Genomic DNA, 23882 nt, shown 5'->3' with positions numbered 1-23882 from the left:
GGATCAACTATCGCAAACGAGCTAAACAGGATCACCATCATGCAAAAAGACGCGCTGAACAACGTACATATTACCGACGAACAGGTTCTGATGACTCCGGAGCAGCTGAAAGCTGAATTCCCGTTGAGCCAGGCGCAAGAAGCGCAAATCTCCCAGTCGCGTAAAACCATTTCAGATATTATCTCCGGTCGCGATCCGCGTCTGTTGGTGGTATGTGGCCCGTGCTCCATTCACGATCCTGAAATGGCTATTGAGTACGCTCGTCGATTTAAAGCCCTTGCCGCAGAGGTCAGCGATAGCCTCTACCTGGTGATGCGCGTCTATTTTGAAAAACCCCGTACCACCGTCGGCTGGAAAGGGTTAATTAACGATCCTCATATGGATGGCTCTTTTGATGTTGAAGCAGGCCTGAAAATTGCGCGTCAGCTGCTGCTTGAACTGGTGAATATGGGACTACCGCTGGCAACTGAAGCGCTGGATCCAAATAGCCCGCAATACCTGGGCGATCTGTTTAGCTGGTCCGCAATCGGTGCCCGAACCACGGAATCGCAGACCCACCGCGAAATGGCTTCCGGTCTTTCGATGCCGGTTGGCTTTAAGAACGGTACCGACGGTAGCCTGGCGACCGCTATTAACGCCATGCGCGCGGCGGCACAGTCACACCGCTTTGTTGGTATTAACCAGGCCGGGCAGGTTGCGCTGCTGCAAACTCAGGGAAATCCAGACGGTCACGTGATCCTGCGCGGGGGTAAAGCGCCGAACTACAGCCCGGCAGATGTCGCCCAGTGCGAAAAAGAGATGGAGCAGGCGGGACTACGACCTTCTCTGATGGTAGATTGCAGTCATGGTAATTCCAATAAAGATTACCGCCGTCAGCCTGCCGTGGCTGAATCCGTGATTGCACAAATCAAAGATGGCAATCGCTCGATCATTGGGTTGATGATTGAAAGTAATATTCACGAAGGCAACCAGTCCTCTGAACAGCCGCGCAGCGAAATGAAATACGGCGTGTCCGTAACCGATGCCTGCATTAGCTGGGAAATGACGGATGCGCTACTGCGTGAAATTAGCCAGGATTTAAACGGCCAGCTGTCGGCGCGTGTAGCATAAGAGGTTGGTTATGGTTGCTGAATTGACCGCATTACGCGATCAAATTGATGAAGTCGACAAGGCGCTGCTGGATTTACTGGCACGCCGCCTGGAGTTGGTTGCCGAAGTCGGTGAAGTAAAAAGCCGCTTTGGACTGCCAATCTACGTGCCGGAACGGGAAGCCTCTATGCTGGCCTCCCGCCGGGCGGAAGCGGAAGCACTTGGCGTGCCGCCGGACCTGATTGAAGATGTGCTGCGCCGTGTTATGCGCGAATCTTATTCCAGTGAGAACGATAAAGGGTTTAAAACGCTCTGTCCTTCTCTGCGACCGGTGGTGATTGTCGGCGGCGGCGGTCAGATGGGGCGTCTGTTTGAAAAAATGCTCACCCTGTCAGGTTATCAGGTACGGATCCTGGAACAGCAGGACTGGGATCGCGCGCCGGAGATCGTCTCTGATGCCGGTATGGTGATCGTCAGTGTGCCGATCCACGTCACCGAGCAGGTGATCGCCAAATTACCGCGTCTGCCGTCCGACTGTATTCTGGTGGATCTGGCTTCGGTGAAAAACGGTCCTTTGCAGGCGATGCTGGCGGCGCACGACGGCCCGGTGGTGGGATTACACCCAATGTTTGGTCCGGATAGCGGCAGTCTGGCCAAGCAGGTCGTTGTCTGGTGTGACGGACGTCAGCCGGAAGCTTATCAGTGGTTTCTGGAACAGATTCAGGTGTGGGGCGCGCGTCTGCATCGGATCAGCGCCGTTGAACATGACCAGAATATGGCGTTTATTCAGGCATTGCGTCACTTTGCGACCTTTGCTTATGGTCTGCATTTAGCGGAAGAGAATGTTCAGCTTGAGCAGTTGCTGGCGCTATCTTCTCCGATTTACCGCCTTGAGCTGGCGATGGTCGGACGTTTGTTTGCCCAGGATCCGCAGCTCTATGCCGATATCATTATGTCGTCTGAGAGCAACCTTGCGCTGATCAAACGCTACTACCAACGTTTTGGCGAGGCGATCGGTTTACTGGAGCAGGGCGATAAGCAAGCGTTTATCGACAGCTTCCGTAAGGTGGAGCACTGGTTCGGCGATTATGCGAAACGCTTCCAGAGTGAAAGCCGTACTTTGTTGCGCCAGGCGAATGACAGTCGTCCTTAAGTAAGATGTCGGATGGCGGCTTCGCCTTATCTGGCCTACAAAAGTCGCATGAATTGTAGGCCAGATAAGCGTAGCACCATCCGGAAAATTAAGATTGTCAGCTCGGATCCACCGGCACCACGTTCTCGCTCGGATAGCAGCCCAGTACTTTCATCGAACGCGTAATCTCACCCAACTCCTTCAACGCTTTTTGCATCTGCGGGGATTCCAGGTTGGCCTGGATATCAAGATAAAACATCTCTTCCCACGGATTGCCGTGAATCGGGCGTGACTCCAGTTTAGTCATAATCAGATTATGGTTACGCAGTACCAGCAGCGCTTCAACCAGCGCACCGGCTTGTTGTCCTGTCGCCATCAGCAGCGTTGTTTTCGCCGGAACCTGGTCGGAAACATTGATTGCTTTGCGCGCCAGCACCACGAAGCGGGTGATGTTTTGCGTCTGGTTAGCTTCAATGTGTTCAAGCACCTGCAAACCATACAGTACGCCTCCGGCTTCGCTCCCCAGCGCCGCCACGCGGGGTGAGTTAGCCTGCGCAACTTTTTCCATCGCCGCAGAGGTGCTTTCGGTGTACTCAATCTTCCAATGTGGGTAACGACCGAGGAACTTACTGCACTGCTGGAACGGCTGCGGATGGCTATATACCGTTTCAATGGTCTCGAGATCCGTCGTGCCAGACACCAGGACACAGTGGTCTATCGTAATGGTCATTTCGCCAACGATAGACAGGCTGGTGTGCTGTAGTAGGTCGTAAACGTCGTTAATCCCACCGGAACTGGTGTTTTCAATCGGAACCACTGCGTAGTCAGCTTGTCCGGTTTCGACCTGATTAAAGATATCGGCAAATTTCGCGCAGCCGCTTTCAATAAATTGCTCAAAATGACGGGCAGCATACTGACGTGCGGCGAGATGGGAATATGACCCTTTTGGTCCTAGGAAAGCTACGCGCGCCGAGTGCGGGTTAATTTTGTTCAGATGCTGCTGCAGCAGTGCCTGTTGAGTCAGGACGGAGTCTTCGATGATGAGCTGGAACAGGCGAGTAATGTAGTGAGCATCGAGATGATGTGCTTTGCCAAGCTGAATGAGTCGGTCCAACAGATCACGTTCACGGTCGATATCACGAACCGGACGATGAGAAAGCAGTTTAGCTTTGCCAACTTCTACGGCCAGTCCACGTCGCTCAGCCAGCAGGGCCAGTAATTTTTCATCCAGCGTGCTGATCTTATCGCGCAGCGCCAGCAATGGGTTTTCCGATGTCATAGTGTTGCCTTTCTTGTTATCAATAAAAAAGCCCCCCGTTTTGGGAGGCCTTATTGTTCGTCTTCGCATTCTTTATCACACGACGAAACGCCTCCCATTCAGGGGAAGGTAAAAAAGAATGCGAAGAAGAACGGGATAAGTTTCATGTAATTTTCCTTTGGCTACGTCAGTAAAGTACCCGTACTGTTTTCACCCTGTCAACAAAAAACGCGCCCGAAGGCGCGTTGGCGATACACTCAATGTAAGGGACTACTCTTCTTCTGCTTCGACGAAGTTGGCGTCTTTGACTGAAGTTGTGGCACGACGGGCTTCGCCTTTGTGCTGCACTTTATTGAGCTGCCGTTCCAGCTTGTTGATCAAATCGTTAATTGCGGTGTACATATCCTCGTGTTTTGCGCTGGCGACCAGATGTCCGTTCGGTGTATTGATGGTGGCATCAGCAATGAAACCCTGTGGCTCCTTAGACAGAATGATATGTGGATTAATCAGATGAGTTTGCCATTTTTCTAGTTTGGCGAGACGGTCTGCGACATGCTGGCGAATTGCCGGAGTAATTTCCATTTGTTTACTGGTAATGTTCATTGTCATAAATTTTACCTCTTGTCTTTCCCGTCTTGGTGATTCCAGCATACCGTTCCTAATGTCAAAATGTGTGATCTGAATCACATTATTTTGTCGCTTTTTGTCAAGAAAACCTTTTTGTGAGGCATCGCAGGAACAAGCGATTTTTTACTTGAGGAATACCTGAAAGCAGGCCATATTTGATGAGATGCGTCGAAGCTAAACCGCTTCAGTGATGACGTTAATGGATAAAAAAACGGCAGCCGTTGGGCTGCCGTTTTGCATTCTGAGGTAAATCAGGTGTTGCTGCTGTTGGCGGCAATAATTTTTGCTACTTTTTCTGCCTGCGCATTCATCTGCATCTGGCGATAAGCGTTTTCCATCAACGGCAGAGCATTACGTGTTGCCTGAGTATCAGGGAAGTCACGCAGCATGCCTTCCACACGGTTTACCACGGCAACCCATGCACCGCGGGCAGTGTAATATTCCGCAACGGAATATTCATACTTCGCCAGACGATCTTTCAGGAACACCAGACGTTTAGTGGCGTCAGTGGTGTACTGGCTGTTCGGATAGCCACGTACCAGCTTGGAAAAGTCATTAAACGCAGCTCGGGCATGTTGCGGATCGCGATCGCTGCGATCAACACCAAAGAATCCTTGCAGTGCGCTATCATCCAACGCCATATTGGTCAGGCCACGCATATACATGACATAATCAATGTTAGGGTGTGTCGGGTTAAGACGGATAAAACGATCGATGGCAGCCTGAGCAAGTGGCAGATCGGCGTTTTTGTAGTAGGCGTAGATGAGATCTAATTGCACCTGCTGAGAATACGGTCCAAATGGATAACGGTTATCCAACGCTTCCAATTGCGTTATTGCCTGTTTCCAGTTACCGTCCTGCAGCTTTTGCTGAGCAGTCGCGTAGATTTCATTTGGCGGATTATCGGGCACCTCTTCCTTTGAACCAGAGCAACCCGCCAAAAACAGGCTCAACGTGGCTGCTGCCACCAGATATTTCATGCGCGTCATGACGTTTTGACTTTCCTCAAAATGTTTTACGGGAGATTCTCTGTTCCTGCTCCCGGTTAAGACCAGCTACAATAGCACACTATATTAAACGGCAAAGCCGTAAAACCCAACGTTAAACGAAGAAGCAGTTTATGGCACAACGAGTAGAACTCACCGCAACAGTCTCCGAAAATCAGCTCGGTCAACGCTTAGATCAGGCTTTGGCCGAATTGTTCCCTGATTATTCGCGATCGCGCATAAAAGAATGGATCCTCGACCAGCGCGTACTGGTAAATGGCAATCTTTGCGATAAACCGAAAGAAAAAGTGTTGGGCGGAGAGCGCGTCTCCATCAATGCAGAAATTGATGAAGAGGTTCGTTTTGAGCCTCAGGATATCCCACTGGATATCGTTTATGAAGATGACGATATTCTTGTCATCAACAAACCCCGTGACCTCGTAGTGCATCCGGGCGCCGGGAATCCTGATGGTACGGTATTGAATGCGTTGCTGCATTACTATCCGCCAATCGCGGATGTTCCTCGTGCGGGTATCGTACATCGTCTGGATAAAGACACGACCGGATTAATGGTGGTGGCAAAGACCGTTCCGGCGCAAACACGTCTGGTGGAGTCGCTGCAGCTGCGTGAAATCACTCGTGAATACGAAGCCGTGGCGATTGGTCACATGACGGCAGGCGGAACCGTTGAGGAACCGATTAGCCGTCACCCGACTAAACGTACGCACATGGCGGTGCATCCAATGGGTAAACCGGCGGTGACGCACTATCGCATTATGGAACACTTCCGTGTGCACACGCGTCTGCGGTTGCGTCTGGAAACCGGACGTACGCACCAGATCCGCGTGCATATGGCGCATATCACCCATCCGCTGGTAGGCGATCAGGTCTACGGCGGCCGTCCGCGTCCACCGAAAGGCGCTTCAGACGAATTTATCTCCGTGCTGCGTAAATTTGACCGCCAGGCGCTGCACGCGACTATGCTGCGCCTTTATCACCCAATTTCCGGTATCGAAATGGAATGGCACGCGCCTATACCACAAGATATGGTGCAATTGATTGCAGTGATGCGCGCTGATTTCGAAGAACATAAGGATGATATTGCCTGGCTATGAGTAAGCTAATTGTCCCGCAGTGGCCGATACCGCAAGGTGTTGCGGCGTGTAGTTCTACCCGTATTGGCGGTGTCAGTATGCCGCCTTACGATTCGCTGAATCTGGGCGCCCATTGCGGCGATAACCCGGAGCATGTTGAAGAGAACCGCAAACGACTGTTTGCTGCGGGCAATCTGCCGTCAAAGCCTGTCTGGCTGGAGCAGGTCCACGGTAAGGATGTCCTGAAACTGACCGGCGGGCCTTACGCCTCCAAACGTGCTGATGCTTCATACAGCAACACGCCGGGCACCGTCTGTGCGGTGATGACGGCCGATTGTCTGCCTGTGCTGTTTTGTAATCGCGCGGGAACGGAAGTCGCGGCGGCACATGCGGGTTGGCGCGGATTATGCGCCGGCGTACTGGAAGAGACGGTAGCGTGTTTTGCCGATAAACCTGAAAACATTATTGCCTGGTTAGGCCCGGCTATTGGCCCGAACGCGTTTGAAGTGGGGCCAGAAGTTCGCGCAGCGTTCATGGCGAAAGATCCGCAAGCGGACCTTGCATTTGTACCGCATGGCGACAAATACCTGGCGAATATTTATCAGCTTGCGCGCCAGCGGCTGGCAAATGTCGGCGTAGAGAACGTCCACGGCGGCGACCGCTGCACCTTCAGCGAAAGTGAGACGTTCTTCTCTTATCGTCGCGACAATACCACGGGTCGTATGGCAAGTTTTATTTGGCTGATATAACCTAAAGAATCAAGACGATCCGGTACGCGTAATTTTCTTTTCACATAATTCAGGTCATTCACCTTGAATAATTGAGGGATGACCTCATTTAATCTCCAGTAGCAATTTTGGCCTGTTATGGGAGGAGTTATGCGTCTGGATCGTCTTACTAATAAATTCCAGCTTGCTCTTGCCGATGCCCAGTCACTCGCATTGGGGCACGACAATCAATTCATCGAACCACTTCATCTAATGAGCGCCTTGCTGAATCAGGAAGGGGGATCGGTACGTCCTTTATTAACGTCTGCCGGCATTAATGCTGGCCAGTTACGTACAGCCATAGACCAGGCGTTGAGCCGGTTGCCGCAGGTAGAAGGTACCGGCGGTGACGTTCAGCCTTCTCAGGATCTGGTGCGTGTACTGAATCTTTGCGACAAGCTGGCGCAAAAACGTGGGGACAACTTTATTTCGTCAGAACTGTTCGTTCTGGCGGCGCTTGAGTCACGCGGTACGCTGACCGACTTATTAAAATCAGCAGGTGCTTCGACCGCCAATATCACTCAGGCAATTGAACAAATGCGTGGAGGTGAAAGCGTGAATGATCAGGGGGCTGAAGACCAACGTCAGGCCTTGAAAAAATATACCGTCGATCTGACCGAACGTGCCGAACAGGGCAAACTCGATCCGGTAATCGGGCGTGATGAAGAAATTCGCCGCACCATTCAGGTGCTGCAACGTCGTACTAAAAATAACCCGGTGTTAATCGGGGAACCCGGTGTCGGTAAAACCGCTATCGTGGAAGGTCTGGCCCAACGTATCATCAATGGTGAAGTGCCGGAAGGCTTAAAAGGCCGCCGCGTGCTGGCGTTGGATATGGGCGCGCTGGTGGCTGGGGCTAAATATCGTGGTGAGTTTGAAGAACGCTTAAAAGGTGTGCTGAACGATCTCTCGAAACAGGAAGGCAATGTCATTCTGTTTATTGATGAGCTGCATACCATGGTAGGTGCAGGTAAAGCCGATGGCGCCATGGACGCCGGGAACATGCTGAAACCGGCGCTGGCGCGTGGGGAACTGCACTGCGTAGGCGCAACAACGCTTGATGAATATCGCCAGTACATCGAAAAAGATGCGGCGCTGGAACGTCGTTTCCAGAAAGTGTTTGTGGCTGAGCCAAGCGTTGAAGATACCATCGCGATTCTGCGCGGCCTGAAAGAGCGTTATGAGCTGCACCACCATGTGCAGATTACTGACCCGGCGATTGTTGCGGCAGCAACGCTGTCTCACCGCTATATTGCCGATCGTCAGTTGCCGGATAAAGCTATCGACCTTATTGATGAGGCGGCATCCAGCATTCGTATGCAGATTGACTCCAAGCCGGAGGAACTCGACAGGCTCGACCGCCGTATTATCCAGCTCAAACTGGAACAGCAGGCATTAATGAAAGAGTCTGATGAGGCGAGTAAAAAACGTCTCGATATGCTCAATGAAGAGCTGGACGACAAAGAGCGCCAGTATTCTGAGTTGGAAGAAGAGTGGAAAGCTGAAAAAGCATCCCTCTCGGGAACGCAAACTATCAAGGCTGAGCTGGAGCAGGCAAAAATTGCCATCGAACAGGCGCGTCGCGTCGGCGACCTGGCGCGGATGTCTGAATTGCAGTATGGCAAAATTCCTGAACTGGAAAAACAGCTGGAAGCAGCCACCCAGTCTGAAGGCAAAACCATGCGTCTGCTGCGTAACAAAGTCACGGACGCAGAAATTGCGGAAGTGCTGGCGCGCTGGACCGGGATCCCTGTTGCTCGCATGCTGGAAGGCGAACGGGAAAAACTGTTGCGTATGGAGCAGGAGCTGCACAGCCGCGTGATTGGCCAGAATGAAGCGGTGGAAGCCGTTTCTAACGCCATCCGTCGTAGCCGCGCGGGCTTGTCCGATCCGAATCGTCCGATTGGCTCATTCCTGTTCCTTGGCCCAACCGGTGTCGGTAAAACTGAGCTGTGCAAAGCGCTGGCAAACTTTATGTTCGACAGTGATGATGCAATGGTGCGTATCGATATGTCCGAGTTTATGGAGAAACACTCGGTGTCTCGTCTGGTTGGCGCGCCTCCGGGATATGTCGGTTATGAAGAGGGGGGTTACCTGACGGAAGCGGTACGTCGTCGTCCTTACTCTGTCATCCTGCTGGATGAAGTGGAGAAAGCGCACCCGGATGTATTCAACATTCTGTTGCAGGTGCTTGACGATGGTCGTCTGACTGACGGGCAGGGGAGAACGGTTGATTTCCGTAATACGGTTGTCATCATGACCTCGAACCTGGGGTCGGATCTGATTCAGGAACGCTTTGGTGAGCTGGATTACGGCCACATGAAGGATATGGTGCTGGGCGTCGTGAGCCATAACTTCCGCCCGGAATTCATCAACCGTATAGATGAGGTTGTTGTATTCCATCCGTTGGGTGAGCAGCACATTGCTTCTATCGCTCAGATCCAACTGCAGCGTCTGTACAAACGTCTGGAAGAGCGTGGCTATGAAATCCATATCTCTGACGAGGCGCTTAAGCTACTGAGTGCGAATGGTTACGATCCGGTGTATGGCGCTCGTCCATTAAAACGCGCTATCCAACAACAGATCGAAAACCCTCTGGCGCAGCAAATCCTGTCTGGTGAGCTGATTCCAGGCAAAACGATTCGCCTGGAAGTGAATGACGATCGTATTGTGGCAGTGCAGTAAGTCACAAAACGACAATAAACGAGCCCTACGGGGCTCGTTTTTGTTTAAAAACCAGGCGAAAATTGAACTGTTGGTTGAAAAGTAATCGCTTGATAAGTTTTTTGTATTTTTAACTTGTCAGCCTGAAATAACTCCCTATAATGCGCCTCCACTGACACGGAACAACGGATTACAAGCCGCCGGGTCAGCGGGGAAAAGCGATAATAATCGCTTGACTCTGTAGCGGGATGGCGTATTATGCACACCCCCGCGCCGCTGAGAAAAAGCGAAGCGGCACTGCTCTTTAACAATTTATCAGACAATCTGTGTGGGCACTCGAAGATACGGATTCTTAACGTCGCAAGACGAAAAATGAATACCAAGTCTCTGAGTGAACATACGTAATTCATTACGAAGTTTAATTCACGAGCATCAAACTTAAATTGAAGAGTTTGATCATGGCTCAGATTGAACGCTGGCGGCAGGCCTAACACATGCAAGTCGAACGGTAGCACAGAGGAGCTTGCTCCTTGGGTGACGAGTGGCGGACGGGTGAGTAATGTCTGGGAAACTGCCCGATGGAGGGGGATAACTACTGGAAACGGTAGCTAATACCGCATAACGTCGCAAGACCAAAGAGGGGGACCTTCGGGCCTCTTGCCATCGGATGTGCCCAGATGGGATTAGCTAGTAGGTGGGGTAACGGCTCACCTAGGCGACGATCCCTAGCTGGTCTGAGAGGATGACCAGCCACACTGGAACTGAGACACGGTCCAGACTCCTACGGGAGGCAGCAGTGGGGAATATTGCACAATGGGCGCAAGCCTGATGCAGCCATGCCGCGTGTATGAAGAAGGCCTTCGGGTTGTAAAGTACTTTCAGCGAGGAGGAAGGCATTAAGGTTAATAACCTTAGTGATTGACGTTACTCGCAGAAGAAGCACCGGCTAACTCCGTGCCAGCAGCCGCGGTAATACGGAGGGTGCAAGCGTTAATCGGAATTACTGGGCGTAAAGCGCACGCAGGCGGTCTGTCAAGTCGGATGTGAAATCCCCGGGCTCAACCTGGGAACTGCATCCGAAACTGGCAGGCTAGAGTCTTGTAGAGGGGGGTAGAATTCCAGGTGTAGCGGTGAAATGCGTAGAGATCTGGAGGAATACCGGTGGCGAAGGCGGCCCTCTGGACAAAGACTGACGCTCAGGTGCGAAAGCGTGGGGAGCAAACAGGATTAGATACCCTGGTAGTCCACGCCGTAAACGATGTCGACTTGGAGGTTGTGCCCTTGAGGCGTGGCTTCCGGAGCTAACGCGTTAAGTCGACCGCCTGGGGAGTACGGCCGCAAGGTTAAAACTCAAATGAATTGACGGGGGCCCGCACAAGCGGTGGAGCATGTGGTTTAATTCGATGCAACGCGAAGAACCTTACCTACTCTTGACATCCAGAGAACTTTCCAGAGATGGATTGGTGCCTTCGGGAACTCTGAGACAGGTGCTGCATGGCTGTCGTCAGCTCGTGTTGTGAAATGTTGGGTTAAGTCCCGCAACGAGCGCAACCCTTATCCTTTGTTGCCAGCGGTTAGGCCGGGAACTCAAAGGAGACTGCCAGTGATAAACTGGAGGAAGGTGGGGATGACGTCAAGTCATCATGGCCCTTACGAGTAGGGCTACACACGTGCTACAATGGCATATACAAAGAGAAGCGACCTCGCGAGAGCAAGCGGACCTCATAAAGTATGTCGTAGTCCGGATTGGAGTCTGCAACTCGACTCCATGAAGTCGGAATCGCTAGTAATCGTGGATCAGAATGCCACGGTGAATACGTTCCCGGGCCTTGTACACACCGCCCGTCACACCATGGGAGTGGGTTGCAAAAGAAGTAGGTAGCTTAACCTTCGGGAGGGCGCTTACCACTTTGTGATTCATGACTGGGGTGAAGTCGTAACAAGGTAACCGTAGGGGAACCTGCGGTTGGATCACCTCCTTACCTTAAAGAAACGTTCTTTGTAGTGCTCACACAGATTGTCTGATGAAAAGTAAATAGCAAGGCGTCTTGCGATTGAGACTTCAGTGTCCCCTTCGTCTAGAGGCCCAGGACACCGCCCTTTCACGGCGGTAACAGGGGTTCGAATCCCCTAGGGGACGCCACTTGCTGGTATGTGTGAGTGAAAGTCGCCGACCTCAATATCTCAAAACTTACCTTCGGGTGACGTTTGAGATATTTGCTCTTTAAAAATCTGGATCAAGCTGAAAATTGAAACGACACACTGTTTCATTTCTCCGTAATAAGAAATGAAAAGCGGTGTGTTCGAGTCTCTCAAATTTTTGCAGCACGATGATGAATCGAAAGAAACATCTTCGGGTTGTGAGGTTAAGCGACTAAGCGTACACGGTGGATGCCCTGGCAGTCAGAGGCGATGAAGGACGTGCTAATCTGCGATAAGCGTCGGTAAGGTGATATGAACCGTTATAACCGGCGATTTCCGAATGGGGAAACCCAGTGTGATCCGTCACACTATCATTACGTGAATACATAGCGTAATGAAGCGAACCGGGGGAACTGAAACATCTAAGTACCCCGAGGAAAAGAAATCAACCGAGATTCCCCCAGTAGCGGCGAGCGAACGGGGAGCAGCCCAGAGTCTGAATCAGCATGTGTGTTAGTGGAACGGTCTGGAAAGTCCGGCGATACAGGGTGATAGTCCCGTACACAAAAGTGCATGTGTTGTGAACTCGAAGAGTAGGGCGGGACACGTGGTATCCTGTCTGAATATGGGGGGACCATCCTCCAAGGCTAAATACTCCTGACTGACCGATAGTGAACCAGTACCGTGAGGGAAAGGCGAAAAGAACCCCGGCGAGGGGAGTGAAAAAGAACCTGAAACCGTGTACGTACAAGCAGTGGGAGCACCCTTTGGGGTGTGACTGCGTACCTTTTGTATAATGGGTCAGCGACTTATATTCTGTAGCAAGGTTAACCGAATAGGGGAGCCGAAGGGAAACCGAGTCTTAACTGGGCGTTAAGTTGCAGGGTATAGACCCGAAACCCGGTGATCTAGCCATGGGCAGGTTGAAGGTTGGGTAACACTAACTGGAGGACCGAACCGACTAATGTTGAAAAATTAGCGGATGACTTGTGGCTGGGGGTGAAAGGCCAATCAAACCGGGAGATAGCTGGTTCTCCCCGAAAGCTATTTAGGTAGCGCCTCGTGAACTCATCTTCGGGGGTAGAGCACTGTTTCGGCTAGGGGGTCATCCCGACTTACCAACCCGATGCAAACTGCGAATACCGAAGAATGTTATCACGGGAGACACACGGCGGGTGCTAACGTCCGTCGTGAAGAGGGAAACAACCCAGACCGCCAGCTAAGGTCCCAAAGTCATGGTTAAGTGGGAAACGATGTGGGAAGGCACAGACAGCCAGGATGTTGGCTTAGAAGCAGCCATCATTTAAAGAAAGCGTAATAGCTCACTGGTCGAGTCGGCCTGCGCGGAAGATGTAACGGGGCTAAACCATGCACCGAAGCTGCGGCAGCGACACTATGTGTTGTTGGGTAGGGGAGCGTTCTGTAAGCCGTTGAAGGTGTGTCGTGAGGCATGCTGGAGGTATCAGAAGTGCGAATGCTGACATAAGTAACGATAATGCGGGTGAAAAACCCGCACGCCGGAAGACCAAGGGTTCCTGTCCAACGTTAATCGGGGCAGGGTGAGTCGACCCCTAAGGCGAGGCCGAAAGGCGTAGTCGATGGGAAACAGGTTAATATTCCTGTACTTGGTGTTACTGCGAAGGGGGGACGGAGAAGGCTATGTTAGCCGGGCGACGGTTGTCCCGGTTTAAGCATGTAGGCGGGTGTTCCAGGTAAATCCGGAACACTGTTAACGCTGAGGTGTGATGACGAGGCACTACGGTGCTGAAGTAACAAATGCCCTGCTTCCAGGAAAAGCCTCTAAGCATCAGGTAACACGAAATCGTACCCCAAACCGACACAGGTGGTCAGGTAGAGAATACCAAGGCGCTTGAGAGAACTCGGGTGAAGGAACTAGGCAAAATGGTGCCGTAACTTCGGGAGAAGGCACGCTGATATGTAGGTGAAGTGATTTACTCATGGAGCTGAAATCAGTCGAAGATACCAGCTGGCTGCAACTGTTTATTAAAAACACAGCACTGTGCAAACACGAAAGTGGACGTATACGGTGTGACGCCTGCCCGGTGCCGGAAGGTTAATTGATGGGGTTATCCGTAAGGAGAAGCTCTTGATCGAAGCCCCGGTAAACGGCGGCCGTAACTATAACGGTCCTAAGGTAGCGAAATTCCTTGTCGGGTAAGTTCCGACCTGCACGAATGGCGTAATGATGGCCAGGCTGTCTCCACCCGAGACTCAGTGAAATTGAACTCGCTGTGAAGATGCAGTGTACCCGCGGCAAGACGGAAAGACCCCGTGAACCTTTACTATAGCTTGACACTGAACACTGGTCCTTGATGTGTAGGATAGGTGGGAGGCTTTGAAGCGTGGACGCCAGTCTGCGTGGAGCCAACCTTGAAATACCACCCTTTAATGGCTGGTGTTCTAACGTAGACCCGTAATCCGGGTTGCGGACAGTGTCTGGTGGGTAGTTTGACTGGGGCGGTCTCCTCCTAAAGAGTAACGGAGGAGCACGAAGGTTAGCTAATCCTGGTCGGACATCAGGAGGTTAGTGCAAAGGCATAAGCTAGCTTGACTGCGAGAGTGACGGCTCGAGCAGGTGCGAAAGCAGGTCTTAGTGATCCGGTGGTTCTGAATGGAAGGGCCATCGCTCAACGGATAAAAGGTACTCCGGGGATAACAGGCTGATACCGCCCAAGAGTTCATATCGACGGCGGTGTTTGGCACCTCGATGTCGGCTCATCACATCCTGGGGCTGAAGTAGGTCCCAAGGGTATGGCTGTTCGCCATTTAAAGTGGTACGCGAGCTGGGTTTAGAACGTCGTGAGACAGTTCGGTCCCTATCTGCCGTGGGCGCTGGAGAATTGAGGGGGGCTGCTCCTAGTACGAGAGGACCGGAGTGGACGCATCACTGGTGTTCGGGTTGTCATGCCAATGGCATTGCCCGGTAGCTAAATGCGGAAGAGATAAGTGCTGAAAGCATCTAAGCACGAAACTTGCCCCGAGATGAGTTCTCCCTGAGACTATAAGTCTCCTGAAGGAACGTTAAAGACTATGACGTTGATAGGTCGGGTGTGTAAGTGTAGCGATACATTGAGCTAACCGATACTAATGAACCGTGAGGCTTAACCTTACAACGCCGAAGATGTTTTGGCGGATTTGAGAAGATATTTTCAGCCTGATACAGATTACATCGACATGCCCAAGAGGTGTGTTGATAAACAGAATTTGCCTGGCGGCTGTAGCGCGGTGGTCCCACCTGACCCCATGCCGAACTCAGAAGTGAAACGCCGTAGCGCCGATGGTAGTGTGGGGTCTCCCCATGCGAGAGTAGGGAACTGCCAGGCATCAAATAAAAGCGAAAGGCCCGGTCGAAAGACCGGGCCTTTTGTTTTATGTGTGGTCTGTCGGTGAGCGCTCTCCTGAGGAGGACAAATCCGCCGGGAGCGGATTTGAACGTTGCGCAGCAACGGCCCGGAGGGTGGCGGGCAGGACGCCCGCCATAAACTGCCAGGCATCAAACAAGTGAAGAAGCCCATCCTGACGGATGGGCATTTTTGCGTCTGTACGGAGTGAAAACCGCCGGATGCGGCGTCCCGCCTTATCCGTCCTACAAAACTCACACTATTTCTGGCTGATAACTCGGCTCTCTCCCTCGAACATATCTGAATCATTTTCCTGCTAATTAAAACCGTGATCTTTCTCGCACAATGAATTATAACAATTATATAACATTTAGTTCACCAAAATAGACACAACCTTCATTGATAAATTAACGCGATCGTTGGCAGGGGTACAATTCTAATGGCTGATAGCAGTGTAACTGAGAACGGGATGCTGGCAGACGGCGATACCCGTCGTCGTATATGGGCGATTGTCGGAGCATCATCAGGGAATCTGGTCGAATGGTTTGATTTCTATATCTACTCTTTCTGCTCCCTCTATTTCGCTCACATCTTTTTTCCCTCCGGAAACACCACCACACAACTCTTACAAACTGCAGGCGTTTTTGCTGCAGGCTTTCTGATGCGACCGATTGGCGGCTGGTTGTTTGGTCGCATCGCAGATAAGCATGGGCGTAAAAAGTCTATGCTGCTGTCAGTTTGTATGATGTGTATGGGATCGTTGGTGATCGCTTGTCTACCGGGGTATGAGACCATCGGTACCTGGGCTCCTGCGCTATTGCTGCTGGCCAGACTATTTCAGGGGCTGTCTGTTGGTGGCGAATACGGAACCAGCGCTACCTATATGAGTGAAGTAGCCGTTGAAGGTAAGAAAGGTTTTTATGCTTCATTCCAGTATGTGACGTTAATTGGTGGGCAGTTACTGGCATTGCTGGTTGTGGTCATATTACAGCAAACGTTAGAAGACTCAGCGCTAAGATCGTGGGGGTGGCGTATTCCATTTGCGTTGGGTGCCGTACTGGCTATTGTTGCGCTATGGCTACGTCGCCAGTTAGATGAAACCTCGAAACAGGACGTTCGCGCGCTGAAAGAAGCAGGTTCTCTGAAAGGGCTGTGGCGTAATCGTAAAGCCTTTATCATGGTGCTTGGCTTTACCGCTGCAGGCTCGCTGTGTTTTTATACCTTCACAACCTATATGCAGAAGTATCTGGTTAACACCGCCGGTATGCATGCCAACGTAGCCAGCGGGATTATGACAGCGGCACTGTGTGTGTTCATGCTGGTACAGCCGCTGTTTGGTGCCTTGTCAGATAAAATTGGCCGACGTACTTCAATGTTGTGTTTTGGCGCGTTGGCCGCGATTTTCACCGTTCCCATTCTGACAGCATTGCAAAGCGTAACGTCCCCGTATATGGCGTTTGCTCTGGTGATGTGCGCTTTGTTGATCGTGAGTTTCTATACGTCAATCAGCGGTATTCTGAAGGCTGAAATGTTCCCGGCGCAGGTGCGCGCTTTGGGAGTTGGCTTATCTTATGCGGTAGCTAATGCCCTGTTTGGTGGCTCAGCCGAATATGTGGCGTTATCCCTGAAGTCTGTCGGTATGGAAACGACATTCTTCTGGTACGTTACAGCGCTGGCAGTCGTCGCGTTTTTAGTATCGCTGATGCTGCATGGGAAGGGGAAAGGTCTGCGCCTCTAGTAATGTGCCAGTTGCCAGACCGCATAGCCGGTAGACGCGCCTGCAACATCCCAGGCGAAGTCCTTCCAGCTCCAGCCGCTCCCTGCGGGGCGGCTGTCCCACAACTCTTTTGACGCGCCCAGGCTGACTGAGAACATCAGGCCGATAGCCGCACTGCGATCGCGGCTGTTACCCTGATGTTGGGCATATTCATTTCCGGCTGCGGCAAGCATGGCGGAGGCGATGAAGTGTTGAGCTTTGTCTTGTCCGCTCCAGCGGTCATTTGCCATGTGGCTGCAGCCAGAAATGGCCAGGATACTGGTAAGAATAAACAGGCGCACCGTTACCTCCATATGAAAAACCCCGTCACTGGACGGGGTCTTGGTTACAGAATACGGCTAATTAATCTGTCGATACGAATACGGCGTAGTCGACGGATGAGCTTACGCACTTTGACTGGATAGTCAGCAATGCTTTGCAGGTCGCGATAGTGCTTAACCACTGTGGTATGCGTGCGGATAAGCTCCAGCTCTTTATCGCGCAGGGGAGTCAGCTCTTGCTTAGGATCGTGGATAAGGATGGCGTTTTCCAGATCCAGACGCCAGGCGCGAGGGTTAAGGTTGTTGCCGGTGAGCAGCATCCATTTATCATCAACCCACATACCTTTCAGATGATAGGTATTGTCATCATCTTTCCATAAGCGCACGACCAGCTGGTCGGTATTCACGTAATACTGCAATCTGCTCAGGAAACGGCGCAGATTGATTTCATACAGATATGGCAGCGCACCGATGATCTTGAATGGCTCATCTTCCGGAATGAAAAAGTCGTTGGCGGTTTTATCACCGACAATGATTTCGACCTTTTTCCCTTCACGCAGCAGCTGAATGATATTGCGCACCAGTATGGCAGGCAGGTTGAAATAAGGGGTACAGATTGTGAGCTTGTGCTCCGCGCAGGGCATGAGGTGAAAAATGGTCTTATTTAACAGACTGGATTTACCAAGTCCCACCAGAGGCGTAACCGAAAGCTGTTCATTATCCGCATCACCCTGAAAATGGAATGACGCATCGCGCAGTTCCTGACGGTACAGGCGGATGTCATTTTTAATTTCCGGGCTTTTAGGGCGATTGATATCATCAAGGCGATTAACGCCGCGACCGTTCATCAGGTTCTGTGTAACCCAATCGAACATGATATCGGCCATTTGCGCGTTGCGAATCAACTGATAGCGGTCATAGCGATATTTATCATGCTGATGCAGATAAACATCGTTCAGACTGGCCCCGCTGTACAGGACGCTGTCATCGATGATAAAGCCTTTAAAATGCAGGACGCCAAGTGCTTCTCGGGTGTTAATCGGAACGCCGTAGACAGGAATATCGATACCAGGGTTTTCTTGCGCCATTCGGCAATACCAGTCAGCGTTGGTATTCGAAGCCGCAGCACCAATACGTCCGCGCTGGGCTCGGTGCCAGTCCACAAGCACCCGGACATCCAGCTCAGGACGCTGCCGTTTTGCCGCATAGAGCGCGTCGAGTATGCCTTTGCCACCGTCATCCTGTTCCAGGTACAGCGCAATAATGCAGATCCGTCGCGTCGCGCTGGCTATTTTTTCCAGCAGAGTCTCCCTGAAATTAGCGGGAGCATAAAAGAAATCTACATCATCAACTGACTGAGAAATCTTGGGTAGTTGGGCAAGGTGTTGTTGATGTTTATTACGCTTAAATTTTGACAACATCACAGTGCATTTCTTCTCTGTTCATTGAAGGGTCCTCTGTGCTATGCAGACGACATAAGCGGGCAATGATACCACCAGTACCCATTAATGTGGTCAACATTTCCAGTACCTTACTCACGATTCCTCAAATTGGGCCAGATTAAGCGTTAGCCCAACAATTCCCTCTTCGAGCTGGACGTCAACAGCAAACCCGAGTTTTCGGGCCAGGGCGACCATCCCACGATTGTTTGGCATCGTAATACCATTCAAACGGATAAGTCCGTGATCTCGGGTATATGCAATTAACTTTTCCATCAACCGACGGCCCAGTCCGAGCCCTTTGAGATCTGAACGTACCAGCACGGCAAACTCGGCGTCAACGTTATCAGGATCCGAGATTGCCCTCGTTACGCCGAGGATCTCTTGCTGATTATCTTTACACCGTACCGCAACAAAGGCCATTTCCCGATCGTAGTCGATCTGCGTCATATTGGCTAAATCTTCGTGGGTAAATTCGTTGATCTCACTGAAATAGCGATAATAAAGATCTTCTTTGGTTACCTGAGAAATGAACTGCTGCAGATGAGGCTCATCCTCTGGCAAAATGGGGCGGAACAGGCAGCGCTCGCCGTTTTTCAACTCTACCCATTCTTCTAGCTGATGGGGGTAGGGACGTACCGCCAGTCTGCTTTCGTTATCGCCCGTGAATGGGGCAATGTCCAGCGTGACATCCAGTGCGGTAAATTCACCGGCGGAGGCCAGCAGCGGATGAATATCCAGACGCTGAATTTCCGGACAATCGACGATTAGGTTGGAGACCTGCACCAGAAGCTGGCTTAACCCGGCGATATCCAGTGGGCGTAGTGCGCTACGAGCGCGGATCTTCTTATTTTTGATCCCCTGGATCACCAGATAACGCGCCAGATTCATATTCAATGGCGGCAATGCCACCACGGCTTGTTCTTCCGGTCGCCACTCAACCCCACCTTCACCCAGCATAATCAATGGGCCAAATACCGGGTCGTGTTCAACAACGACGCGAAGCTCCTGAGCGCCAGCGCGATTCGCCATACTTTGTACTAATAAACCGTGAATGCGTGCCTGCGGCCAGGCCATTTTTACCCGATCAAAAATCGCATTGGCGGCCTGCTGCACTTCTGTTGCCGTACGCAGGTAGAGCATTACCCCCTGAACTTCTGATTTATGCGGGATATCAGGAGAACGCAGCTTTAGCGCCACCGGGTAGCCGATTTGCTCCGCGATGTGTACGGCTTCTGCGCTGTCGCTGGCGATCCACGTTGGCAGAGTGTGTAAGCCATAGGCCTGTAAAATCGGCTGCACTTCATGGGTATCCAGCGACGTTGCTCCTTCAGCAATCGCCTGCTGTAACAGATTATGCGCTTCGGCGGTGTTGGTGGTCAGGTAGTCCGGCAGCGCAGGCGTTTCCCGCAACTGCTTCTGGTTACGCCGATACTCCACCATATGCATAAACGCAGTGATGGTGCCTTCCGGCGTACGGTAGGTAGGTAATCCGGCTTCGCTAAACAGTCTACGGGCCTCCTGAGAGGAAAACTCTCCGCACCAGTTGGTCAGCAACGAGACGAACTTACCGCGTGGATGTCGCTTTACCGCTTCGATTAATGCTTGCGCGCTTTCGGTGCCGGGAGCGGCCGCGCTGGGGGAGTGAATTACCATCAGCGCGTCGAAATCCTGGCTGGCGAGCAAAATATCCAGCGTTTTAACGTAGTGTTCGCTGCTGGCATCATCACGCAGATCCAGCGGGTTGGCGATATCAACATGTTCAGGCAAGGTATCGCGTAATTTCTGGCTGGTATCTTCGCTCAGCGTCGCCAGCTTGCCATTTTTTGACCACAGTTCATCTAATGCCAGTGCGGCTGGCGCGGCCCCATTGCTGATGATCATCAGTCTGTCGCCACGCAGCGGACGCATGTGGCTCAGGGTTTCGACCGCCGAGAACAGTTCGTGAGTATCTTGCACGCGTAATAAACCGGCGCGCTGGATAGCCGCGTCCCAGGCGGGGTCCATCCCTGCGCTGGTATGCAGTAAACGCTGCGCCGCTGGACTGCGACCGCTCTTAATCACCAGAATGGGTTTATTGCGCGAGGCGCTACGGGCGGCGGAAACAAAGCGCCGGGCATCGCTTAAATGTTCGAGATACAGCAATATTGCGCTGGTTTTGCTGTCGCGCGCCAGGTAATCCAGCAGTTCATCAACGTCGATATCCAGGCTGTCACCCAGCGCGATAAAGTAAGAAAAGCCCATTTCTCTCTGCTGTGCCCAGTCGAGTATGGTATTGGATACGGCAGCGGATTGAGAGATAAAAGCCAGCTTGCCGCGCTTAATCGGGACAGGGGAAAAGCTGGCGTTAAGCCCCTGCCAGGGGGCGAGAAGTCCCAGGCTGTTGGGCCCCAGCAAACGTATGTTGTAGCGTGATGCGCAGGCCAGCAGTTCTGCGTGCTGTGCCGCGGGAGCCGAGAGAATAATGCAGGTTTTACAGCCTTTCTCGCCAAGCGCTTCGAGTAACGCCAGGTTACGGCTGGCATTGGTGCACAATACGGCGAGGTCCGGGCTAAAAGGCAGGCTATTGATATTGGGCCAGGCCAGTACGCCCAACACCGCTTTCCATGCGGGCGTCACCGGTAAAACAGGTCCATTGAATCCCCCGGCAAGCAGGTTACGCATCATCAGGTAACCCGCGCGATTAGGCTTCATTGACGCCCCAATCACTGCAATGGATTTCGGTCGCAGTAGTGCTTCCAGACCACGCTGACTCATATCGGCTTCCTTAATGACACCAGTGACCGAATGATTTTAAACGCTTTCTGGCGAGTCTGCTGTGACGCTTCCCTGATGTTGGGTTTTTCCTGCCAGATAGCGGGTTTTAAAGCGAGTGAAATGATCGCTTAACCCTTCCGCGGCTTGCGTATCACCCGCCAGATCCAATAAGGCGATGGCCACTTCGGCGGTACAGTATTGCCCTTCGGCGTGAACGCCGCGCAGGTGGTAAGCAGAAAGACGCGATAAATCAACGGAGATTACCGGCAGGTTATCAAGGTACGGGCTTTTGCGGAACATTTTACGCGCCTCAGGCCAGGTACCATCAAGCATAATAAACAACGGTGGTTTACCGGCTGGTGGCGTGAAAATCACTTCACGCTCTTCGCCTGCATAAGAGGCCGGGAATACAACCATCGGCTGGTAATCCGGATTTTTCACCAGTTCGAGCAGCGCCTGAGGCGGTTCGGTGCGTGACCACTGAAAAGCCGTGGTATCGGGCAGAATATCGGCAATCAAACGTCCCGTGTTACTGGGCTTCATCGGCTCGGTGTCAAACATAACCAGACAAAAGCGACTTTTTGCCTCAGAGGGCATTAGCGTTGCGCACAAGCAGAGCTTCAGCGGCAGTAGGCAGCGCTGACAGCGGCGAATGCGATTACCTCGGGCAAGGAAAGGGCGCGTGGCGCGCGCAAGGCGCTCAGCGCGTAACAGAAGAACAGCGTTATCGGTCATGGGGAAACACGTTGAAAAACGCTATTGTCGCAGAGGTGAAAACGGGGCACAAGATGCGCCCCGTAGAGATTATAATGATTCGTTAAGCCAGCTATCAAACGGGGCTTTTGGTACAGCGCCGTTAAGCATGTCGACGATTTCACCTTTTCTGAAGATCATGATGGTCGGAATGCTGCGGATACCGAAACGGGCGCTGAGTTCACGCTCGGCTTCCGTATTCACTTTAACAAAACGCACTTTACCGCTACGCTCTTCCGCGACATCTTCAAAAATCGGGGCGAAGTTACGACATGGACCACACCAGGGGGCCCAAAAATCAACCACCACCGGGAGATCGTCTTTTAACAGTTTATCCAGTGTTTCACCGGTCGCATTGATCACCTCCCCATCAAACAGGTCGTGACCACAGCGTCCGCATTTAGCCGCTTCCTGGACACGATCGTCGGGGATACGGTTGATAGCCTGGCAGCTGGTACAAACGGTATTCATAACTAACCTCTGGATGAGTGGAGTGGACTTCACGGCAGTAACGCCAGTATGTTTCTATTATGTTACATATTATCGGGGAGTCTGTTCTAAACAACAATGCGTTTTATTCAATGAGTACAATAGTCCTTAGCTTTTAAATGAAATAATGGCTAACGACGTGCACATCGGGTAATCTGCGCGCTTCGCGCAGAGCAGGTGGAGAAAAACATGAGCGACGAACTGAAGAATAAAAACGGCAAGGTCAAAGTGATGTACGTCCGCAGTGACGATGACTCGGACAAACGCACCCAAAATCCACGTACTGGTAAAGGCGGCGGTCGCCCCGGTACCTCCCGAGCCGAAGGCGGTCGTCGCCCTGCCCGTGATGACAGAAAGGGTCCGAACAGCGAACGTGGCCGTGAACGTGGTCGTGACCGCGATGTAGAACGCGACCGCAGACGTGAAGATTCACCATGGCGTACCGTGTCCCGCGCACCGAGTGATGACGCAGCGGACAAAGCCGATCACGGCGGTATTAGCGGCAAAAGCTTTATCGATCCTGAAGTATTACGCCGTCAGCGCGCGGAAGAAACTCGCGTTTACGGTGAGAATGCCTGTCAGGCTCTGTTCCAGAGTCGTCCGGACGCTATTGTTCGCGCCTGGTTTGTTCAGAGCGTAACCCCGCGCTTTAAAGAAGCATTACGCTGGATGGCGGCAAACCGCAAAGCCTACCACGTGGTTGACGAAGCCGAGCTGGCGAAAGCCTCTGGTACTGAACACCATGGCGGCGTTTGCTTCCTGATCAAAAAGCGTAACGGCACCACCGTTAAGCAGTGGGTTGGTCAGGCAGGGGCGCAGGATTGCGTGCTGGCCCTGGAAGATATTGCTAACCCGCATAACCTGGGCGGCATGATGCGTAGCTGCGCCCACTTTGGTGTGAAAGGCGTGGTAGTTCAGGATGCGGCGCTGCTGGAATCGGGTGCGGCTATCCGTACAGCCGAAGGTGGAGCTGAGCACGTTCAGCCGATCACCGGTGACAGCATTGTCGATGTGCTGGACGACTTCCGTAACGCGGGTTACACGGTAGTGATGACCTCAAGCGTGAAAGGCAAACCGTTGTTTACTACCACGTTGCCGGAAAAAATGGTGCTGGTATTAGGGCGTGAGCGTGAAGCTCTGCCAGAAGCAGCATGCTCAGCCGACGATCTGTGCGTAGCGATTGACGGTACGGGCAAGGTAGAAACGCTCAACGTTTCTGTCGCGACCGGCGTGCTGCTCGCGGAGTGGTGGCGTCAGAACAAAGCCTGATCATAAAAATGCCAGCG

Annotated in this window: 17 protein-coding genes, 1 tRNA gene, 3 rRNA genes and 1 other annotated feature; of the genes, 11 read left to right on the top strand and 10 right to left on the bottom strand. The window is 52.2% G+C overall.

Annotated elements, in window-relative coordinates; all coding sequences use genetic code 11:
• The first annotated feature begins 39 nt into the window (after positions 1 to 39).
• On the top strand, positions 40 to 1110 hold the full coding sequence (aroF, locus tag LA337_17250) for a 3-deoxy-7-phosphoheptulonate synthase AroF (protein UBI14904.1): 1071 nt from the start codon (positions 40 to 42) through the stop codon (positions 1108 to 1110).
• Between the two features lie 10 nt (positions 1111 to 1120).
• A complete protein-coding gene (tyrA, locus tag LA337_17245; protein ID UBI14903.1) occupies positions 1121 to 2242 on the top strand; it encodes a bifunctional chorismate mutase/prephenate dehydrogenase in 1122 nt (373 codons plus the stop codon).
• 97 nt (positions 2243 to 2339) lie between these two features.
• Here the strand turns inward: tyrA and pheA are convergent, their stop codons facing one another.
• The 4 genes from pheA to bamD all read right to left on the bottom strand — a co-directional run bounded on the left by pheA (position 2340) and on the right by bamD (position 5095).
• Positions 2340 to 3500: a bifunctional chorismate mutase/prephenate dehydratase gene (gene pheA / locus LA337_17240; protein ID UBI14902.1), complete on the bottom strand. Its 1161-nt coding sequence runs from the start codon at positions 3498 to 3500 to the stop codon at positions 2340 to 2342.
• A gap of 21 nt (positions 3501 to 3521) precedes the next feature.
• Positions 3522 to 3647 (bottom strand) — a sequence feature (Phe leader region).
• Complete coding sequence (gene pheL / locus LA337_17235; GenBank protein UBI18501.1) at positions 3599 to 3646, bottom strand: pheA operon leader peptide PheL; 48 nt, start codon at positions 3644 to 3646, stop codon at positions 3599 to 3601. It overlaps the preceding feature by 48 nt.
• Positions 3648 to 3749: 102 nt before the next feature.
• Entirely contained in the window at positions 3750 to 4088 is a 339-nt protein-coding gene (raiA, locus tag LA337_17230; GenBank protein UBI14901.1) for a ribosome-associated translation inhibitor RaiA, read from the bottom strand.
• Between the two features lie 269 nt (positions 4089 to 4357).
• On the bottom strand, positions 4358 to 5095 hold the full coding sequence (gene bamD, locus LA337_17225) for an outer membrane protein assembly factor BamD (protein ID UBI14900.1): 738 nt from the start codon (positions 5093 to 5095) through the stop codon (positions 4358 to 4360).
• 131 nt (positions 5096 to 5226) lie between these two features.
• On the opposite strand from bamD, the gene rluD reads away from it, so the two are divergent.
• The 8 genes from rluD to LA337_17185 all read left to right on the top strand — a co-directional run bounded on the left by rluD (position 5227) and on the right by LA337_17185 (position 16859).
• Complete coding sequence (rluD, locus tag LA337_17220; GenBank protein ID UBI14899.1) at positions 5227 to 6207, top strand: 23S rRNA pseudouridine(1911/1915/1917) synthase RluD; 981 nt, start codon at positions 5227 to 5229, stop codon at positions 6205 to 6207.
• The gene (pgeF, locus tag LA337_17215; GenBank protein UBI14898.1) at positions 6204 to 6935 is read left to right on the top strand and encodes a polyphenol oxidase; all 732 of its coding nucleotides are present in this window, start codon (positions 6204 to 6206) and stop codon (positions 6933 to 6935) included. Before rluD ends, pgeF begins: the two co-directional genes overlap by 4 nt.
• 129 nt (positions 6936 to 7064) lie before the next feature.
• Positions 7065 to 9638, top strand: a complete 2574-nt coding sequence (gene clpB / locus LA337_17210) for an ATP-dependent chaperone ClpB (GenBank protein UBI14897.1) — start codon at positions 7065 to 7067, stop codon at positions 9636 to 9638.
• A gap of 419 nt (positions 9639 to 10057) precedes the next feature.
• Positions 10058 to 11599, top strand: a 16S ribosomal RNA gene (locus LA337_17205).
• 85 nt (positions 11600 to 11684) lie between these two features.
• Positions 11685 to 11760: transfer RNA gene (locus LA337_17200), tRNA-Glu, on the top strand.
• A gap of 221 nt (positions 11761 to 11981) precedes the next feature.
• Positions 11982 to 14889: ribosomal RNA gene (locus tag LA337_17195) — 23S ribosomal RNA — on the top strand.
• A gap of 98 nt (positions 14890 to 14987) precedes the next feature.
• Positions 14988 to 15103: ribosomal RNA gene (gene rrf, locus LA337_17190) — 5S ribosomal RNA — on the top strand.
• Together the 16S, 23S and 5S rRNA genes with 1 tRNA gene alongside form the textbook arrangement of a ribosomal RNA operon.
• A gap of 457 nt (positions 15104 to 15560) precedes the next feature.
• Positions 15561 to 16859: an MFS transporter gene (locus LA337_17185; GenBank protein ID UBI14896.1), complete on the top strand. Its 1299-nt coding sequence runs from the start codon at positions 15561 to 15563 to the stop codon at positions 16857 to 16859.
• Here the strand turns inward: LA337_17185 and LA337_17180 are convergent.
• The 6 genes from LA337_17180 to trxC form a co-directional block, all read right to left on the bottom strand.
• Positions 16856 to 17179 (bottom strand): YfiM family lipoprotein, encoded by a 324-nt coding sequence (locus tag LA337_17180; GenBank protein ID UBI18500.1) that lies wholly within the window; start codon positions 17177 to 17179, stop codon positions 16856 to 16858. The genes LA337_17185 and LA337_17180 overlap by 4 nt on opposite strands.
• Before the next feature lie 44 nt (positions 17180 to 17223).
• Positions 17224 to 18579: a CDP-diacylglycerol--serine O-phosphatidyltransferase gene (gene pssA, locus LA337_17175; protein UBI18499.1), complete on the bottom strand. Its 1356-nt coding sequence runs from the start codon at positions 18577 to 18579 to the stop codon at positions 17224 to 17226.
• Complete coding sequence (locus LA337_17170; protein ID UBI18498.1) at positions 18563 to 18604, bottom strand: hypothetical protein; 42 nt, start codon at positions 18602 to 18604, stop codon at positions 18563 to 18565. The genes pssA and LA337_17170 overlap by 17 nt, the downstream gene beginning before the upstream one ends.
• An 89-nt stretch (positions 18605 to 18693) precedes the next feature.
• Positions 18694 to 21354 (bottom strand): protein lysine acetyltransferase, encoded by a 2661-nt coding sequence (gene pat, locus LA337_17165; protein UBI14895.1) that lies wholly within the window; start codon positions 21352 to 21354, stop codon positions 18694 to 18696.
• A gap of 36 nt (positions 21355 to 21390) precedes the next feature.
• Positions 21391 to 22089 carry a tRNA-uridine aminocarboxypropyltransferase gene (gene tapT / locus LA337_17160; GenBank protein UBI14894.1) on the bottom strand — a complete coding sequence of 233 codons (699 nt, stop codon included), beginning with the start codon at positions 22087 to 22089 and terminating at the stop codon, positions 21391 to 21393.
• A gap of 69 nt (positions 22090 to 22158) precedes the next feature.
• Positions 22159 to 22578, bottom strand: coding sequence for a thioredoxin TrxC (gene trxC / locus LA337_17155; GenBank protein UBI14893.1), 420 nt, complete (start codon positions 22576 to 22578; stop codon positions 22159 to 22161).
• A 207-nt stretch (positions 22579 to 22785) separates the two neighbouring features.
• Between trxC and LA337_17150 the strand changes: the two genes are divergently transcribed.
• The gene (locus tag LA337_17150) at positions 22786 to 23865 is read left to right on the top strand and encodes a tRNA/rRNA methyltransferase (GenBank protein ID UBI14892.1); all 1080 of its coding nucleotides are present in this window, start codon (positions 22786 to 22788) and stop codon (positions 23863 to 23865) included.
• Positions 23866 to 23882: the final 17 nt, after the last annotated feature.

Origin of the sequence: Citrobacter europaeus, from assembly GCA_020099315.1 — a bacterium.
In the GTDB taxonomy this organism is placed as follows: domain Bacteria; phylum Pseudomonadota; class Gammaproteobacteria; order Enterobacterales; family Enterobacteriaceae; genus Citrobacter; species Citrobacter europaeus.
This window is presented reverse-complemented; position numbering and strand designations above follow the sequence as displayed.

Bases quoted from the DNA above. Each gene is read 5' to 3' on its own strand.
- aroF (UBI14904.1), top strand. From the start codon at position 40: ATGCAAAAAGACGCGCTGAACAACGTACATATTACCGACGAACAGGTT.
- tyrA (UBI14903.1), top strand. From the start codon at position 1,121: ATGGTTGCTGAATTGACCGCATTACGCGATCAAATTGATGAAGTCGAC.
- pheA (UBI14902.1), bottom strand. From the start codon at position 3,500: ATGACATCGGAAAACCCATTGCTGGCGCTGCGCGATAAGATCAGCACG.
- raiA (UBI14901.1), bottom strand. From the start codon at position 4,088: ATGACAATGAACATTACCAGTAAACAAATGGAAATTACTCCGGCAATT.
- bamD (UBI14900.1), bottom strand. From the start codon at position 5,095: ATGACGCGCATGAAATATCTGGTGGCAGCAGCCACGTTGAGCCTGTTT.
- rluD (UBI14899.1), top strand. From the start codon at position 5,227: ATGGCACAACGAGTAGAACTCACCGCAACAGTCTCCGAAAATCAGCTC.
- pgeF (UBI14898.1), top strand. From the start codon at position 6,204: ATGAGTAAGCTAATTGTCCCGCAGTGGCCGATACCGCAAGGTGTTGCG.
- clpB (UBI14897.1), top strand. From the start codon at position 7,065: ATGCGTCTGGATCGTCTTACTAATAAATTCCAGCTTGCTCTTGCCGAT.
- LA337_17185 (UBI14896.1), top strand. From the start codon at position 15,561: ATGGCTGATAGCAGTGTAACTGAGAACGGGATGCTGGCAGACGGCGAT.
- pssA (UBI18499.1), bottom strand. From the start codon at position 18,579: ATGTTGTCAAAATTTAAGCGTAATAAACATCAACAACACCTTGCCCAA.
- pat (UBI14895.1), bottom strand. From the start codon at position 21,354: ATGAGTCAGCGTGGTCTGGAAGCACTACTGCGACCGAAATCCATTGCA.
- tapT (UBI14894.1), bottom strand. From the start codon at position 22,089: ATGACCGATAACGCTGTTCTTCTGTTACGCGCTGAGCGCCTTGCGCGC.
- trxC (UBI14893.1), bottom strand. From the start codon at position 22,578: ATGAATACCGTTTGTACCAGCTGCCAGGCTATCAACCGTATCCCCGAC.
- LA337_17150 (UBI14892.1), top strand. From the start codon at position 22,786: ATGAGCGACGAACTGAAGAATAAAAACGGCAAGGTCAAAGTGATGTAC.